The organism is Pseudomonas sp. TSO6 (assembly GCF_056098905.1).
Genome location: NZ_JBLZWV010000034.1, coordinates 136,960 through 153,291, shown reverse-complemented (window position 1 = coordinate 153,291; position 16,332 = coordinate 136,960). Strand labels below are relative to the sequence as shown.

Below are 16,332 nucleotides of genomic sequence, written 5' to 3'. Positions count from 1 at the left end.
GTCGCGAAAGGGCTGCAAGGCAGCCCCAGGGTTTCAGTATAAATGTACAAAATGCAGGGGCTGCTTCGCAGCCCTTTCGCGACACAAGGCCGCTCCCACAAGGGGCCGTGCAGGCCATGAGTAACCGCTTAGCGGGCGCCGATACCCTCGGCATGCATGATCTGCGCAATGATCGGCACCGGGGTCATCAGGTGCGAGCGCATCATGGCGCTGGCGCGTTCGGCGTCACGGGCGAGGATCACCTCGACCAGCGCCGCATGCTCCTGGCGCTTGAGCTCAAGGGCCTGTTCGGAGAACACCGTCTGCGTCAGCCACAGGTGGCGGTAGCGCTCGGCCTGGTCGAACAGGTAGGTGCGCGCCTGAAGCAGGTGCTTGGAGCCGCAGCCCGAGGCAATGGCGGTATGAAACGCCTTGTGCCGCTCGTCCCACACATCCAGGCGCTGCTCGCGGGTTTTCACTTCCACCACCTTGGCCAGGGTATGCGAGTGGGCCAGCACTGACGCCTCCCAGGCGTCGTCGCCGCGCTCGATGGCCAGGGCGATGATCATCGCCTCCAGGTTGGCGCGGGCATCGTAGATGTCGTTCATCTCGTCCAGCGACATGGGCGCCACGCGGTAGCCTTTCTGGCTGATCGCGTTGACCAGGTGCTCGGCCACCAGTTGCGACAGTGCTTCGCGCAGCGGACCCACGCCCAGGTCGTAGCGTTCCTTCAGGGCGCTCATCAACAGTTTTTCACCGGGTTTGAACACGCCCCGGATGATGTCCTTCTTGAGCCTCTCATACCCGCTGAAAGCTGAGTTTTGTCGGGGGGCGAGCGCTTCCAAGATCCTGTTCCTCAAAACGTTTTGCCGATCATACCGAAACCGCCTGCTGACGAAAAACAATGGATAAAAAACTAAACTGTCGCTCAAATACAAAAATGTAGACATTTTCAGTTAGTGGCGATATTTTTACCTCGCCCGCACTGATCCAGGTCATGACCGGACGGCGCTCTCCACTTTTTCTGCCAGGACACTGCCATGAACGCTTTTACGCAGATCGAAGAACTTGTGATGCCACTGCCCCTCGAGCCGCGTGGTTACACCATTGCCCCTTCGAAACAGTCGCCGCGCCTGCTTGAACTGACCTTCGCCCCTGAAACCGTCGAAGCGTTCGTCCAGGCTGTTGCCGAGTGGCCCGTGCAGGCGTTGGAGTACAAATCGTTCCTGCGTTTCCGGCTGGGTGAAATCCTTGACCAGCTGTGCCAGGGCACCCTGCGTCCTGTGCTGCTCAACACCATCCTCGATCGCGCCACCGGCGGCATGCTGATTACCCCGCTGGGCCTGGATGACGTGAGCCAGGCCGAAGACATGGTCAAGTTCACTACCGCCTGCGCACACCTGATCGGCCGTTCCAACTACGACGCCATGAGCGGGCAATTCTATGCGCGCTTCGTCGTGGTCAACTCCGACAACTCAGACAGCTACCTGCGCCAGCCGCATCGGGTGATGGAACTGCACAACGACGGCACTTTCGTGAACCAGATCACCGATTACGTGCTGATGCTGAAGATCGACGAAAAGAACATGGAAGGCGGCAACTCGCTGCTGCTGCACCTGGATGACTGGGAGCAGTGCGAGGAGTTCTTCCGCCACCCGATGGCCCGCCGCGAAATGCGCTGGACCGCACCGCCGAGCAAGAAGGTCGCCGATGATGTGTTCCACTCCGTTTTCGACACCGATGGCGAAGGCCGCCCGACCATGCGCTACATTGACCAGTTCGTGCAGCCGGAAAACTACGAGGAAGGCATCTGGCTGAACGCCCTGTCCGATTCGCTGGAAGGCAGCGGGAAGAAGGTGTCGGTACCGGTGGGCGTGGGTAGCTTCCTGCTGATCAACAACCTGTTCTGGCTGCATGGTCGCGACCGCTTCACCCCGCACGAGGGCCTGCGCCGTGAACTGATGCGCCAGCGTGGTTACGTCGCCTTCCCCAAACCGCTATACCAGCGCGGGCAATAATGACAGGGCGCAGGGCGGGCGCCCGCCCATGCGTCGTTGTACAACATGATGCCACCGGGGCCCGAGCGGGCCTTGGTGAGCGAGCCAGGCAATGCCTGCGTGTGAGGTAAGGCTGTGTACGATTTCATCATTATTGGCGGTGGCATTGTGGGTATGTCCACGGCCATGCACCTGATCAAGGTCTACCCGGACGCGAAGATTCTTCTGCTGGAAAAGGAGTCCGGCCCGGCCCGCCACCAGACCGGTCACAACAGCGGCGTGATCCACGCTGGCGTGTACTACACCCCCGGCAGCCTCAAGGCGCGCTTCTGCCTGGAAGGCAACAAGGCCACAAAGGCCTTCTGCACCCAGCACGGCATCCCCTTCGATGAGTGCGGCAAGCTGCTGGTGGCCACCAACGAGCTGGAAATGCAGCGCATGAAGGCGCTGTGGGAGCGTACCGCGGCCAACGGCCTGGAGCGCCACTGGCTGTCGGCCGACGAACTGCGCGAGCGCGAGCCCAATATCGTGGGGATGGGTGGCATCTTCGTGCCGTCCAGCGGCATCGTCAACTACGCCAAAGTGACTGCTGCGATGGGCGCTGAATTCCAGCGTGCCGGCGGCGAAATCCGCTATGGGGCAGAGGTGGTCGGCCTGCAGGAGCAGGCCAGCGAAGTGATCGTGCGCACGCAGCGCGACGAGTTCCGTAGCCGTTTCCTGGTGACCTGCTCGGGCCTGATGGCCGACCGCGTGGTCAGCATGCTGGGCCTGCGCACCGAGTTTGTCATCTGCCCGTTCCGGGGCGAGTACTACTTGCTGCCCAAGCAGCACAACCAGATCGTCAACCACCTGATCTACCCGATCCCCGATCCGTCGATGCCGTTTTTGGGCGTGCACCTGACCCGCATGATCGACGGCACCGTCACGGTTGGCCCCAACGCCGTACTGGCGATGAAGCGCGAGGGCTACCGCAAGACCGACGTCAGCCCCAGCGACCTGTTCCAGACCCTGACCACCCCCGGCATTCTCAAGGTGCTGGCGAAGAACTTCCGCCCGGGCCTGATCGAGATGAAAAACTCGCTGTTCAAGGGCGGCTATCTCAAGCAGGTGCAGAAGTACTGCCCGAGCATCACCAAGGCCGACCTCACGCCTTACCCGGCTGGTGTGCGCGCCCAGGCGGTATCGCGCGACGGCAAGCTGATCGACGACTTCCTGTTCGTCAACACCGCGCGCAGCGTCAACGTGTGCAACGCACCGTCGCCGGCGGCCACCTCGGCCATCCCGATCGGCGCCTACATCGTCGACAAGGTGTGTGAGCAGGTCACCCTCGCGGGTGGCAGCGCCCCCAAGGCGGACCTGGCGGCCAGCCGGCGGGCGGCCAGCTGACAACGCGGTAACAGGTTCTGCGGTTTCCTTTTACTCAACCCGAACTGCCCTGCTAACCATTCAGGGCAGGGCGGGCTTTTTCGCGCCTGCGTCGGCGACCGTGCAGCCGGCGGCCCCAGCGTGGGCATGACAAAAACAACAAGGTAGTGCCATGCAAACCCACAAGAACAATTTGAGTCATGGATTGAAATCACGGCATGTCACCATGCTGTCCATTGCCGGTGTGATCGGCGCCGGCCTGTTCGTCGGCTCTGGTCGTGCCATTGCTGAAGCGGGGCCGGCCACCATCCTGGCCTACATCCTGGCCGGCGGCCTGGTGGTGCTGGTGATGCGCATGCTGGCCGAAATGGCGGTTGCTTCGCCGGATACCGGTTCGTTTTCCACCTATGCCGACCTCGCCATCGGCAAGTGGGCGGGCTACACCATCGGTTGGCTGTACTGGTGGTTCTGGGTGCTGATCATCCCTATCGAAGCCAATATTGCCGCCACCATCATCAATTCCTGGGTTCCACAGATGGAGATCTGGGTGCTGTCGTTGGTGATTACCCTGTTGCTGACGGCCACCAACCTGTTCAGCGTGAAGAACTATGGCGAGTTCGAATTCTGGCTGGCACTGGTAAAAGTGGTGGCGATTGTCGCGTTCATTGCACTGGGTGTGTGCGCCATTTTTGGCCTGCTGCCCGGTTCCGGTGTCAGTGGTGTTTCGCGCCTGTGGGATACCGGCGGTTTCATGCCCAATGGTTTCGGTGCGGTGCTGAGCGCCATGCTGATCACCATGTTCTCGTTCCTCGGCGCCGAGGTGGTGACCATTGCCGCAGCCGAATCCTCTGATGCGGGCAAGCATATTTCCAAGGCCACCAATTCGGTGATCTGGCGGATCACCTTGTTCTATATCCTGTCGATATTCATCGTCATCGCGCTGGTGCCCTGGACTGACCCGCGCCTGGCGACGGAAGGTTCCTATGTCACGGTGCTGGATACCCTGGGCGTGGCGAATGCCAAAGCCATCATCGATTTTGTGGTGTTGACTTCGGTGACCAGCTGCCTTAACTCGTCGCTGTATACCGCTTCGCGCATGGTCTACTCGCTGAGCCGCCGCGGTGATGCACCGGCTTGCGCCCAGGTGACCAGCCGCAGTGGCACGCCGGTGGTAGCGGTACTGCTATCCACTGGCGCGGCATTTTTGGCCGTGATCGCCAATTACCTGGTGCCGGCCAAGGTGTTCGGCTTCCTCATGGCCAGCTCGGGGGCCATTGCTTTGCTGGTGTACCTGGTTATCGCGATTTCCCAGCTGCGCCTGCGCCAGCGCATGACCGCACAGGGCAAGACCCTGGGTTACCGCATGTGGCTGTTCCCGTGGCTCACCTGGGGCGTAATCGTATTCATCTGCAGCGTGCTGGTCGTGATGCTGCTGCGTCCGGACCATCGCCTGGAAGTGGTGTCGACCATGGTGCTGGCTGTGTTGGTGGTGTGTTCCGGCTTGCTGGTCACGCGCCGTCGGGCACGCGGGGTGCCGATCAACAGCTTAGGGCAGGGCGCCTGATCAGCCTGGGCTGAAGACAGACGAGCAAGTCGTCCCCGGCTGTGAGAGGATGTCGACCATCACAGCCAGGACCCCGAACACAGCCTGATGAAGACACCCAAAAGAATCGAACCCCTGATCGAAGACGGCCTGGTCGACGAAGTACTGCGGCCGCTGATGAGTGGCAAGGAGGCCGCCGTGTACGTGGTGCGCTGCGGCAACCAGGTGCGCTGCGCCAAGGTCTATAAAGAAGCCAACAAGCGCAGTTTCCGCCAGGCTGCCGAATACCAGGAAGGCCGCAAGGTGCGCAATAGCCGACAGGCCCGGGCCATGGCCAAGGGCAGTAAGTTCGGCCGTAAAGAAGCCGAAGATGCCTGGCAGAACGCCGAAGTTGCGGCGTTGTTCCGCCTAGCCAGTGCGGGTGTTAGGGTACCGAAGCCCTACGACTTCCAGGACGGCGTGCTGTTGATGGAGTTGGTGACCGATGCCGATGGCGACGCCGCCCCACGCCTGAACGACGTGCACCTGGAAGCCGAGGATGCCCGCACGTTCCATGCCTTTGTCATTCGCCAGATCGTCCTGATGCTTTGTGCGGGGCTGGTGCATGGCGACCTGTCCGAGTTCAACGTGCTGCTCGGCCCGGACGGCCCTGTGATCATCGACTTGCCGCAGGCCGTGGATGCAGCTGCCAACAACCACGCCTTCAGCATGCTGCAGCGCGACGTGGACAACATGGCCCATTATTTCGGGCGCTTTGCCCCGGAGCTGAAAAGCACCCGGTATGCGCAGGAGATGTGGGCGCTGTTCGAGGCCGGTGACTTGCTGCCCGACAGCCCGTTGACTGGGGTGTTCGCAGATGACGAACATGAAGCTGACGTGTCCGGGGTGATGCGCGAGATCGACGCCGCCCGTCTGGATGACGCCCGCCGCCGTGCAGCGCGTGACGAGGCCGAGCATGGGCCAGCCAAGGCAGAAGAGCCAACGCCGCCCTGGTTGCAGTAAGGCGTTGCAGGCGCCTCACATCTTTGTGGGGCTTTCCCGAAGCTGTGCTGTCCCTGCGTGAGCGGGTTCACCCGCGAAGCGGCCGGCACAGGCAAACCCGGCCGTTACCATTGACGCATGACACAATCTCGTCATTTAGCCTTTTCACTGGCGCGCGACAGGCATAAGGTATACGCCGTTCAAAATGCCCTGGAGCTGTCATGTCCAACCAATTCCCGTCCGTTCGTCCACGCCGCCTGCGCCAGAACGAGTCCCTGCGCACGATCTTCCAGGAAACCGAATTCCGCCTGGAAGACCTGATCCTGCCGATCTTCGTCGAAGAGGGCATCGATGACTTCGTGCCGATCTCCAGCATGCCTGGGGTCAACCGCATCCCCGAGAAGCTGCTGGCCCAGGAAATCGAGCGTTACGCCCGTGCCGGTATCAAGTCGGTGATGACCTTTGGCGTGTCGCACAACCTGGACGCCACCGGCAGCGACACCTGGAACGAAAACGGCCTGGTTGCGCGCATGTCGCGCATCTGCAAGGACACCGTGCCGGAAATGGTGGTGATGTCCGACACCTGCTTCTGCGAATACACCAGCCACGGCCACTGCGGCGTGCTGCATGACCATGGCGTGGACAACGACGCCACCCTGGCCAACCTGGGCAGGCAGGCGGTCATTGCCGCCGCTGCCGGTGCCGACTTCATCGCCCCGTCGGCGGCAATGGATGGCCAGGTACAGGCTATCCGTAGCGCGCTGGATGGTGCCGGTTTCCACGACACCGCGATCATGGCCTACTCCACCAAGTTCGCCTCGTCGCTGTATGGCCCGTTCCGTGAAGCCGGCGGTACCACGCTGAAGGGCGACCGCAAGAGCTACCAGATGAACCCGATGAACCGCCGCGAAGCCGTGCGCGAATCGCTGCTGGACGAGCAGGAGGGGGCGGATGTGCTGATGGTCAAGCCAGCTGGCGCCTACCTTGACGTGATCGCCGACATCCGCGCTGCCTCGCGCCTGCCGTTGGCGGCGTACCAGGTGAGTGGCGAGTACGCGATGATCAAGTTCGGCGGCCTTGCGGGCGCCATCGATGAAGGCCGGGTGGTGCGTGAAAGCATCGGCGCGATCAAGCGTGCCGGTGCCGACCTGATCCTGACCTACTTCGCCATGGACTTGGCGCGCGAAGGTATCTGAGGCCAGGCCTTCGGTAAAACAAGCCGCTGCAATTGCAGCGGCTTTTCTATGTGCGCTGTCGGTGATGCCGCGCAAACGCACAAAAAATCATTAAGCGCTGAATTATTTAGTGTCCCGTTGTATCTGATCCCTTAGAGCATTCATCGACAGGGATACGGGTATGAAACCTCGCAAGAAAAAAGTCCAGCCGATCGGTCTGAAGGACATCACCATCGTCGACGACGCCAAGATGAAGAAGGCGATTACCGCTGCCGCACTGGGCAATGCGATGGAGTGGTTCGACTTTGGCGTCTACGGCTTCGTGGCTTATGCCCTGGGCAAGGTGTTTTTCCCCAACGCCGACCCCAGCGTGCAGATGATCGCGGCGCTGGCCACCTTCTCGGTGCCGTTCCTGATCCGGCCATTGGGCGGTTTGTTCTTCGGCGCCTTGGGCGACAAGTTCGGGCGGCAGAAAATCCTCGCCGCCACCATCGTCATCATGTCGCTCAGCACCTTTGCCATCGGCTTGATACCTTCGTATGCCAGCATCGGCATCTGGGCGCCCATCCTGTTGCTGCTGGCCAAGATGGCCCAGGGTTTTTCGGTGGGCGGCGAGTACACCGGCGCGTCGATCTTCGTGGCCGAATACGCCCCCGACCGCAAGCGCGGTTTTCTGGGTAGCTGGCTGGACTTCGGCTCGATTGCCGGCTTTGTGCTGGGCGCGGGGGTGGTGGTGCTGATTTCCACCATTCTCGGCGAAGAAAAGTTCCTTGAATGGGGCTGGCGCCTGCCGTTCTTCCTGGCCCTGCCGTTGGGCATCATCGGCCTCTACCTGCGCCATGCGCTGGAAGAAACACCTGCGTTCCAGCAGCATGTCGACAAGTTGGAGCAGGGCGACCGCGAAGGCCTGGCCTCCGGGCCCAAGGTGTCGTTCAAGGAAGTGGCCACACAGCACTGGCGCAGCCTGGTGACTTGCATCGGCGTGGTGATTGCCACCAACGTCACCTACTACATGCTGCTCACCTACATGCCCAGCTACCTGTCGCACAACCTGCATTACAGCGAAGACCATGGCGTGCTGATCATCATTGCGATCATGGTCGGCATGCTGTTCGTGCAGCCGGTGATCGGCCTGCTTAGCGACAAGTTCGGCCGCCGGCCGTTCATCATCGTCGGCAGCGTCGGCCTGTTCGCCCTGGCCATTCCGGCGTTCATGCTGATCAACAGCGGCGTGCTGGGGGTGATTTTTGCCGGGCTCCTGATCATCGCCGTGCTGCTGAACTTCTTCATCGGTGTGATGGCCTCGACGCTGCCGGCAATGTTCCCTACGCACATCCGCTACAGCGCCTTGGCAGCCGCTTTCAACATTTCGGTGTTGATCGCCGGGCTTACCCCGACCCTCGCTGCCTGGCTGGTGGAGAGCACGGGCGACCTGTACATGCCGGCCTACTACCTGATGGTGATCGCCGCTATTGGCCTGCTGACCGGGTTGACCATGAAGGAAACCGCCAACAAGCCGCTGCGCGGCGCGGCACCAGCGGCGTCGGACATCGAAGAAGCGCGTGAGCTGTTGCAGGAGCACCACGACAACATCGAGCAGAAGATCGAGGACATCGATGCGCAGATCGCCGAGCTGGAAGCCAAGCGCAAGACCCTGGCACAGCAGCACCCGCGCATCGATTGATCAGCGCGGCATGTAACCACGCTGCCAGGCGCGCGGTATGAACCGCGACACCAGGGCCAGCACACAGGCCAGCGCGCAGCTGCCAGCCAGTGCCTGCAGGCCCAGGCGCTGCTGCAACCAGGCGCCCAACGCGGCGCCCAGCAGCATGCCTGCCCAGGGCACCAACTGCACCCGCCAGCCGTTGCGCCGCTCGCCCATCAGCCAACGCCCCAGGCCACGGCCGAAGCGGGACAGGGCGCCGGTGACGTAAGTCAGGCCGATGGGCAGGCCGTTCACCTGTTCAACCACGGCATTGATCATGCCCATGGCCAGTGTGGCGGCCAACAATGCCGGGAAGGTGGCCGCCAACGGCCACGCCGCTGCGAACGCCAGCAGTACCGCAACCATCAGCAACACAGGCCAGGCCCGGCGGCGCAAGCCACGCGCCAGCAGCACGCCCAGCGCATTGCCAGCGACGAAGCCCAGTATCGCGCCACTCAGGCGCAGCACCAGGGCCAGGTCTGCCTCACTGATGGCCACGGCCAGGCGTGTGGTATTGCCACTCATGAACGACACGAAGTCGCCCAGCGCCAGCAGGCCGATGGCATCGGTCATGCCAGCCAGCACCGACAAACCGGCGACCAGGCCAAGGCCGACACGGCCACGCAACACTTGCAGGCGTAGCCGCCTTGCCGTGCGCGCGGGGAGGGCGTTGGGCAGCATGGGCAGGCCTCAGGGCAGCAGTTTCTCGCGGGCCAGAGTGCCTTTGATGGTCCGCTCCACCACATCGACCAGCACCATGGTCTGGTGATCGACCTCGATATTGAGCTGTTCGCCGGCCTTGTAGCTGGCAAAAGTGGTCTGGCGCAGGGTTTCCGGGATCAGGTTGATGGTGATGACGTTGTCATCGACATCGGCGACGGTCAGGCTGCAGCCATTGACTCCGATGAAACCACGCGGGAACACGTACTTGCCCCATTCCGGCGGCATGCGGAACTTGATGAAGGCGCCGGTTTCCTTGATCGACAGTTCGACGATTTCGGCGGTGGTGGCGATGTGGCCGGCCATCAGGTGGCCACCGACTTCGGCGTTCATTTTCGCCGAACGTTCGATGTTGACCCCCTGGCCCGCCTTGAAGAAGCGCAGGTTGGTGCGTTCGAGCGTGGCGGTCATGGCGTCGAATTTGACTTGCGTGCCGGCGATTTCGGTGACCGACAGGCAGGTGCCTTCGACACTGACGCTGGCGCCGATCTTCAGTTCGTCGAGCAGTTCTGGGGTGAGGTCGATGGTGAACTGGTTGTGGCCCGGGTAGGTGGTCACATCAAGCAGAGGGCGAACGGCCTGGACGATGCCGGTGTACATGGAGTTGCTCCTGGGCACGGAAAAGAAACTTTCCGAACGCTATGCCCCTGGAGCGGTAAATGCAAGACCGGCCACTCCCACGGCTACTGCACCGCCTTAGCTGCGGCGCCCCTTACACATGAGCGCTGCTGTTGACGATGCGCAGGCACAGCGCCTCGTAAGGGTCCAGGTTCACCAGCAATCGCCCATCCTCGGTCAGGTCGCCTTCGACCGTTTCATTGATCATGTCCACTACCGTCCCGGGCGTGAACCCGGTCAGCTGCAGCTCCTCGGCAATCGCTTCCTGGCCAAAGTTCAGTGCGCTGATCTGGATACCGCGCCCGGCTGGTAGTTCGTGCACCATCACCAGCAATCCTGGGCTGCTGACCTCAGGCACCAGCACTTGGCGGCTGGTGGCAATGCCGTAGGCCTGCCGCACAGCCAGCAGCTTCTTCACCTTGCAGGCAAATGAATCAGCGTTTTCCAGCTGGCTGTCGAGGCTGCCATACAGTGCCCGGGCCCGGGGCATGCCACGCACCGAGACTTCGGCCTGTGGGTCGAGCCCGGCCAGGTCATAACCGCCCCGGTGAATCCAGCGGGTGTCGCCATCCAGCATCCGCTGGGCGACCGCTTCGGCGGGCAAGGGCAGGGCACCGACCAGGTCCCAGCCAGACAGCGCGACCACCCCTGGCTGCATGGCGTTGTACATGACCAGCAGGAGATGCACTTTCTGAATCAGCTCGATTTCCGCTGCGCCGATTTGCTCAAGGTCGCGGATGCCTAGCGCCGCGGCGATCAGGCTGGCGGTGGTGCAGGCGATGCCATTGGTTACGAAACGCAGGTTGTAAGGGGCGTGCTCGCCCGAGAGCCGTTCGTAGATCTCTTCACGAATATGTTCACGCAAAATACTCCCAGGCAAGGTCTGGCCCTTGTACAGGTACATGTCGTGGGCGTGAAGGGTCCAGAAATGCACCAGTTCCACAGTCAGTTCGTCGTGGTTCTGCAGGGCATGGATAAGCGAGGCGGGGTCGATGCCGAAAGCGTGCATTTCCTTGAGCATCAGGCGCAGGAACTCAGTGTCACCGGTCAGCAGCGCATGCTGATAGGCCGGCCGGGTGATGAAGTCGTAGGACAGGTCTGCCCCGCCCTTGGACATCTGCGCGATGTCGTCCAGGGTCAGGTTCAGTTCCTGGAAGCTGAAGCCGCCCGCCTTGCGGATCATGCCGCCGATCAACTGGTTACCGACGATCGACAGTGGGTGGCTCTCCGACCAGGCGGTGCCGCTGGCCCGGGTTTCCACGCCCAGAAAACCGTTGGCGTCCAGGCGCAGGCCGCGCGCGCCCAGGCAGTCCAGGGCGTGCAGGGCATCGCCGATGATCATTTGCTGGGCGGCGAAGGTCGGGTCCAGCCAGTTCAGCGAGGGTTGGCCGTCCTTGAAGTAGTGCAGGTATACCCAGCGACGGTTTTTTCCATCGACACCGGTGATGGGCGGCGTGACGCTCCAGTCGGTTTCCTTCACTCCGGGCTCGAAGAAGATTACCCGTTGCAACTGGCCGACGATGTAATGGCGGGCCTTGAGCTCGTCGCACTGGGCCGGCAGCAGGTTTACCGAATCGCGGCCGGTGGGCACCTCTGGCAGTAGCGGCCAGTCTTCTTCGCGGATTTCGATCATGTGGTACAGCCCCGGGTAAGGGCCGTGGGCCATCTCGGCCAAGCGGAAGTCGGCACCTTTGCCGGTGTGCGAGGGGATCAGGTCGTCGATGGTCACCGCATTGTGTGCGGCGGCCATGCGGCTCATCTGCACCAGTTCCTGCTCGCTGCCGTACAGCGGGTCGATATCGAAGCTGATGCGGTCGAAGTTACCGTCCACGCTGGGGGTGAGTTCACGGCCACGGATGCCGCCGGACAACTTGATCGGGCCAGTGTGCAGGCCCTGGATGCCGATCTCCGACAGGCGCTTCCACAGCGCTTCGTGGGCCAGCGCGCCGAGCACGGAGCAGTCTTGCGGGGCGATAATGGCGTCGGGGTAGACGGTCAACCAGACCGAGGCGATTTCAGTGGCGCGGCGGGGCTGGGCTTCGGCGTAGGGCTGTTGCCACAGGCGTGACTGCCCTGAATACAGGCTGGCCCGCTCTTGGGAAGCCTTGAGCATGGCGCGGTCTTCGAGCCATTTGACGTATGACGGGTCGGGCTGGGTCATTTCGCGTCCTCTTTGCGTGTCGGCACCGGCTCAGGTTATGACGGCATTGTGGCCTGATCGTTCGGCTGAAACCTGTGATGGCCTCTTCGCGGGTAAACCCGCTCCCACATCGACCGCGTCGCACCAGGGGGCGGTGGCTTAGTCAGGTAGCCACTGTTCTCAAGGCCGGTGCAGTAGCTGTGGGAGCGGGTTTACCCGCGAAGAGGCCGGCCCTGCTAGCACACCCTCAGCGCCGGGCGGACAACTGCTGCGGCGCCAGGAACGCATCATGGAAGTAATTACGCACGGCCTGCATCGCCGGGCTGAACGCCCGCTCCCGGTGCCAGGCCAGCCCCACGCTCATGGGTGTCACCGGGTCGCTGATGGTCACCGTCTCGATGCGCTTGCCCTCCAGCGACCAAGGCCTGTGCACCAGATCTGACAAGATCGCCACACCACTGCCATTGGCGACCATGCTGCGCACGGCTTCCACCGAACTGGTCCGCACCCGCACGCTCGGGCGCTGCCCGGCCAGTTCCCAATAACGCATGGCGCTTTGCTCGGCCTCGTCTACGGTCAGCAGGATGAACGGTTCGCAGGCCACATCGGCCAGGCTTACAGCCGAGCGCTCGCACAGCGGGTGGTGGCCGGGCAGCCACAGCCGGCGCTCGGAGTTGAACAGTGTTTCAGAGACGATGTCGGGGTGGGTGAGGTTGGCCGTGAGCACAACCGCCATGTCGAAACGCCCCTCCAGCAAACCTTGCTCGATGGCGCTGCGCTCCTGCTCGTACAGCTCCAGGGTCACATCCGGGTGCCAGTGTTCCAGGCGCTGCAGGTGGTGTGGCAGGAAGTAGCCGATCACTGTGTAGCTTGCCGCCAGGCGCAGCAGGCCGCTGGCGCGCACGTTCGGCAGCGGGCTGTTCAGTGCGTCGTCGACACTGCGCAGAATCACGTAGGCGCGGTTCAGGAAGTGCCGGCCGGCCTCGGTCAGGCTCATACCTTGGGCCGAGCGCTGGAACAGCAGCACGCCAAGCATGGCTTCCAGTTCCTTGATTGCCGTGGTCACCGCCGACTGGGAGATGTTCAGGTGGATGGCTGCCTGGGAAATCTGGCCGATCTCGGCGGTGGCAACGAAGTAGCGGACCTGGCGCAGGGTCAGTGACACGGTTGGCTCCTGGGGTATCTGATTTTCCGAAGACACCCTATCTGTTTATAGATCTTCCCAAGGGGGTAAGGAGAATCTAACGTGGCTTGCATGCAGTCACAAGCACCAGGAGAGACAGTCATGCAGGTGGTGGATTTCAACTCGGACATGGGTGAGGGATTTGGCCCGTGGACCATCGGCGACGGTGTCGACAACGAGCTGATGGGCTACATAAGCACGGCCAACATCGCCACGGGCTTTCATGCCGGCGACCCCGGCACCATGCGCCGCACCGTCGAGCGGGCCAAGGCCCTGGGCGTGGCGGTAGGTGCACACCCGGGTTTTCGTGACCTTGTCGGCTTTGGTCGCCGGCACATCAACGCGCCAGCCCAGGAACTGGTCGACGACATGCTCTATCAACTGGGCGCACTGCGCGAAATTGCCCGTGCCCAAGGGGTGCGCCTGCAGCACATCAAACCGCACGGTGCGCTTTACATGCACCTGGCGCGTGACGAAGAAGCCGCCCGCCTGCTGGTGGAAAACCTGCGGGTGATCGAGCCGGAACTGCTGTTGTACTGCATGCCGGGCTCGGTGATCTGCCGTATTGCCCAGGCACTGGGCCAGCCGGTGGTTCGCGAGTTCTACGCCGACCGTGAGTACGACCTGAGCGGCTCGATCGTGTTCACCCGCAATGTGCGCGGCCACGAGCCCAAAGCGGTCGCCGAGCGCGTGTTGCGGGCATGCCAGCAAGGCGTGGTGCGCACGGTCGAGGGGCAGGACCTGGCCATCGAATTCGATTCCATCTGCCTGCACAGTGACACCCCCGGCGCTCTCGACCTGGTCGAGGCCACGCGCAGGGCGCTGGACGCGGCCGGTATTGTGGTGCGCGCGCCGCGCTGAGCCCGTGAGGCATCCGTCTGGCACAAGCCGGAGCCCGTGTATTTTGTTTTCGCCTGCCTTTCTATAAAGATTCCAAGAAAAGGAACAGTCATGGCCGAACCGCTTGCTACAACCCCGATCCGCTACAGCTTCGGCGCAGACGAGCACCTGTTTGCCGAAGTCAGCGACAGCATGTCGCTGGAAGCCTTTTTCAAGGGCATGGCCGTCACCCGTGCCGTTGAACGGCTGGCTCTGGATGGCGTGCTGGACGTGTGCCTGGCCAATGCCTCGTTCCAGATCCGCTTCGACCCCGACCGCATCGCGCCGCAGGCGCTGCTTGAAGCGGTGCAAGGTGCCGAGGCCCAGGCTGTGGCCGAGCGCTCGTTGCAGACGCGGATCATCGAGATCCCGGTGCTGTACAACGACCCCTGGACCCATGAAACCCTGATGCGTTTCCGAGACCGCCACCAGGACCCGGCCAGCACCGACCTGGAATACGCGGCGCGCATTAATGGGCTGGCCGATGTCGACGCGTTCATCGCCGCCCACAGTGGTGCGCCCTGGTTCGTGTCGATGGTCGGTTTCGTGGCCGGCCTGCCGTTCATGTTCCAGATGGTCGAGCGCGAGCGGCAGTTGCAGGTACCTAAATACCTGCGCCCGCGTACCGACACGCCCAAACTCACCCTGGGCCATGGCGGTTGCTTCGGTTGCATCTACTCGGTGCGCGGTGCGGGGGGCTACCAGATGTTCGGCGTCACCCCGGCACCGATCTACGACCCTCGGCAAACACTGAACTACCTGAAGGCGCACATGGTGTTTTTCCGCCCGGGTGACATCGTGCAGTTCAAGCCCATTGATCGCCGGGCCTACGACCAGGCAGTGGCAGATGTGGAGGAGGGCCGTTTCGACTTGCGTATTCGCCCGGTCGAATTCTCCCTGGATGCCTTCCTTGCCGACCCGGTCGGTTACCCCAAGTCGCTGCAGGAGGTACTGGTATGATCAAGGTACTCAAACCCGGCCTGGCCACCTCGGTGCAGGACCTGGGCCGTGAAGGCTACTACCACCTGGGCATTCCGCCGTCCGGTGCACTCGACCAGTACGCCCTGCGCGCGGCCAACCACCTGGTGGGCAACCCGGCGGGCGCAGCAGCCCTTGAGTGCGCGCTGGTGGGGCCGGAGCTGGAGTTCCAGCAGGATGCGCTGGTGGCGGTATGCGGTGCACAGATGCCCGCTTTGCTGGATGGCCGCGAGCAGCGCCCCGACACGGCATTTACCGTGCGCGCGGGGCAGGTGTTGCGCTTCGGCTTCCCCACGGCGGGCGCCCGTGCCTACCTGGCCGTGGCCGGTGGCATTGATGTACCTGAGGTGCTCGGCAGCCGTTCCACCTACGCGCTGGGGGCATTGGGCGGGTTCCAGGGGCGCAAGCTGATGGCAGGCGACGTGCTGCCGGTCGGTGTGCCCAGCGGCAAGACCCGCGCCGGCGCAAGCCTGCCAATGGCCCTGCGCCAGGCCCTGGGCGGCGAGGTGGTGGTGCGGGTGGTGCCGGGGCTGTACTTCCATCGCCTGACGGAGGCCGCAGCGCAAAGCTTCTTCACCCAGGCCTGGACAGTCGGCTCCGAAGCGGACCGTATCGGCTATCGCTACAAAGGCGGCAGCGCCTTGAGCTTCCAGCCGCGGGAGCAACCGTTCGGAGCCGGCTCGGACCCGTCGAACATCGTCGACAGCTGCTACCCGATCGGTTCTATCCAGGTGCCTGCGGGGCTGGAACCGATCATCCTGCACCGTGATGCGGTGTCGGGTGGCGGCTACGCCATGATCGGCACGGTGATCAGCGCAGACCTCGACCTGATCGGCCAGATGCAGCCCAACCAACAGGCACGGTTCCTGGCGGTAAGCCTGGAGCAGGCGCTGGAGGCGCGGCGGTCGTACAAGAAGAAACTGGCCTGCCTGGCCAGGCTCTTTGGCTGAGCGCGACGCGCTTGTGGAGGGGGTGTGCGATTCATGCAGGAGCGGAAAACTCGCTCCTTCAGGGCGCTATTCGCTAGCAGGATGTTGCCAGGGTAGGGGACCGGACAATCATATTTGCT

Annotated in this window: 14 protein-coding genes; 9 read left to right on the top strand and 5 right to left on the bottom strand. The window is 62.9% G+C overall.

Going from position 1 to position 16,332, the window contains the following annotated elements; all coding sequences use genetic code 11:
* Positions 1–128: 128 nt before the first annotated feature.
* Positions 129–824, bottom strand: a complete 696-nt coding sequence (gene csiR / locus ACN6NG_RS15760) for a DNA-binding transcriptional regulator CsiR (RefSeq protein WP_049272939.1) — start codon at positions 822–824, stop codon at positions 129–131.
* Positions 825–1,019: 195 nt separating this feature from the next.
* Here csiR and glaH point away from each other — a divergent pair, with 195 nt between their 5' ends.
* From glaH to proP, 6 genes are all read left to right on the top strand, one after another.
* Positions 1,020–1,997, top strand: coding sequence for a glutarate dioxygenase GlaH (glaH, locus tag ACN6NG_RS15755; protein ID WP_474314965.1), 978 nt, complete (start codon positions 1,020–1,022; stop codon positions 1,995–1,997).
* 114 nt (positions 1,998–2,111) lie between these two features.
* The gene (lhgO, locus tag ACN6NG_RS15750; RefSeq protein ID WP_063423570.1) at positions 2,112–3,362 is read left to right on the top strand and encodes an L-2-hydroxyglutarate oxidase; all 1,251 of its coding nucleotides are present in this window, start codon (positions 2,112–2,114) and stop codon (positions 3,360–3,362) included.
* Between the two features lie 151 nt (positions 3,363–3,513).
* Positions 3,514–4,905 (top strand): GABA permease, encoded by a 1,392-nt coding sequence (gene gabP, locus ACN6NG_RS15745; RefSeq protein ID WP_063423569.1) that lies wholly within the window; start codon positions 3,514–3,516, stop codon positions 4,903–4,905.
* Between the two features lie 87 nt (positions 4,906–4,992).
* On the top strand, positions 4,993–5,886 hold the full coding sequence (locus tag ACN6NG_RS15740) for a PA4780 family RIO1-like protein kinase (protein WP_061202654.1): 894 nt from the start codon (positions 4,993–4,995) through the stop codon (positions 5,884–5,886).
* 200 nt (positions 5,887–6,086) lie between these two features.
* On the top strand, positions 6,087–7,061 hold the full coding sequence (gene hemB / locus ACN6NG_RS15735; protein ID WP_016499972.1) for a porphobilinogen synthase: 975 nt from the start codon (positions 6,087–6,089) through the stop codon (positions 7,059–7,061).
* 160 nt (positions 7,062–7,221) lie between these two features.
* The gene (gene proP, locus ACN6NG_RS15730; RefSeq protein ID WP_063423568.1) at positions 7,222–8,724 is read left to right on the top strand and encodes a glycine betaine/L-proline transporter ProP; all 1,503 of its coding nucleotides are present in this window, start codon (positions 7,222–7,224) and stop codon (positions 8,722–8,724) included.
* On the opposite strand, the gene ACN6NG_RS15725 is transcribed toward proP, so the two are convergent.
* The 4 genes from ACN6NG_RS15725 to ACN6NG_RS15710 all read right to left on the bottom strand — a co-directional run bounded on the left by ACN6NG_RS15725 (position 8,725) and on the right by ACN6NG_RS15710 (position 13,388).
* A complete protein-coding gene (locus ACN6NG_RS15725) occupies positions 8,725–9,426 on the bottom strand; it encodes a YoaK family protein (RefSeq protein ID WP_063423567.1) in 702 nt (233 codons plus the stop codon).
* Positions 9,427–9,435: 9 nt separating this feature from the next.
* Positions 9,436–10,065, bottom strand: coding sequence for a riboflavin synthase (locus ACN6NG_RS15720; RefSeq protein ID WP_063423566.1), 630 nt, complete (start codon positions 10,063–10,065; stop codon positions 9,436–9,438).
* A gap of 112 nt (positions 10,066–10,177) precedes the next feature.
* Positions 10,178–12,244 (bottom strand): maltose alpha-D-glucosyltransferase, encoded by a 2,067-nt coding sequence (gene treS, locus ACN6NG_RS15715; RefSeq protein ID WP_063423565.1) that lies wholly within the window; start codon positions 12,242–12,244, stop codon positions 10,178–10,180.
* A 226-nt stretch (positions 12,245–12,470) separates the two neighbouring features.
* Positions 12,471–13,388 carry a LysR family transcriptional regulator gene (locus tag ACN6NG_RS15710; protein WP_063423564.1) on the bottom strand — a complete coding sequence of 306 codons (918 nt, stop codon included), beginning with the start codon at positions 13,386–13,388 and terminating at the stop codon, positions 12,471–12,473.
* Positions 13,389–13,508: 120 nt separating this feature from the next.
* Here ACN6NG_RS15710 and ACN6NG_RS15705 point away from each other — a divergent pair, with 120 nt between their 5' ends.
* The 3 genes from ACN6NG_RS15705 (at position 13,509) to ACN6NG_RS15695 (ending at position 16,213) form a co-directional block, all read left to right on the top strand.
* A complete protein-coding gene (locus tag ACN6NG_RS15705) occupies positions 13,509–14,267 on the top strand; it encodes a 5-oxoprolinase subunit PxpA (protein ID WP_063423563.1) in 759 nt (252 codons plus the stop codon).
* A 90-nt stretch (positions 14,268–14,357) separates the two neighbouring features.
* Entirely contained in the window at positions 14,358–15,245 is an 888-nt protein-coding gene (locus tag ACN6NG_RS15700; RefSeq protein WP_063423562.1) for a 5-oxoprolinase subunit B family protein, read from the top strand.
* Positions 15,242–16,213 (top strand): 5-oxoprolinase subunit C family protein, encoded by a 972-nt coding sequence (locus ACN6NG_RS15695; protein ID WP_063423560.1) that lies wholly within the window; start codon positions 15,242–15,244, stop codon positions 16,211–16,213. The genes ACN6NG_RS15700 and ACN6NG_RS15695 overlap by 4 nt, the downstream gene beginning before the upstream one ends.
* The last annotated feature ends 119 nt before the right edge of the window (positions 16,214–16,332 follow it).

Bases quoted from the DNA above. Each gene is read 5' to 3' on its own strand.
- glaH (WP_474314965.1), top strand. From the start codon at position 1,020: ATGAACGCTTTTACGCAGATCGAAGAACTTGTGATGCCACTGCCCCTC.
- gabP (WP_063423569.1), top strand. From the start codon at position 3,514: ATGCAAACCCACAAGAACAATTTGAGTCATGGATTGAAATCACGGCAT.
- ACN6NG_RS15740 (WP_061202654.1), top strand. From the start codon at position 4,993: ATGAAGACACCCAAAAGAATCGAACCCCTGATCGAAGACGGCCTGGTC.
- hemB (WP_016499972.1), top strand. From the start codon at position 6,087: ATGTCCAACCAATTCCCGTCCGTTCGTCCACGCCGCCTGCGCCAGAAC.
- proP (WP_063423568.1), top strand. From the start codon at position 7,222: ATGAAACCTCGCAAGAAAAAAGTCCAGCCGATCGGTCTGAAGGACATC.
- ACN6NG_RS15725 (WP_063423567.1), bottom strand. From the start codon at position 9,426: ATGCTGCCCAACGCCCTCCCCGCGCGCACGGCAAGGCGGCTACGCCTG.
- ACN6NG_RS15720 (WP_063423566.1), bottom strand. From the start codon at position 10,065: ATGTACACCGGCATCGTCCAGGCCGTTCGCCCTCTGCTTGATGTGACC.
- treS (WP_063423565.1), bottom strand. From the start codon at position 12,244: ATGACCCAGCCCGACCCGTCATACGTCAAATGGCTCGAAGACCGCGCC.
- ACN6NG_RS15705 (WP_063423563.1), top strand. From the start codon at position 13,509: ATGCAGGTGGTGGATTTCAACTCGGACATGGGTGAGGGATTTGGCCCG.
- ACN6NG_RS15700 (WP_063423562.1), top strand. From the start codon at position 14,358: ATGGCCGAACCGCTTGCTACAACCCCGATCCGCTACAGCTTCGGCGCA.
- ACN6NG_RS15695 (WP_063423560.1), top strand. From the start codon at position 15,242: ATGATCAAGGTACTCAAACCCGGCCTGGCCACCTCGGTGCAGGACCTG.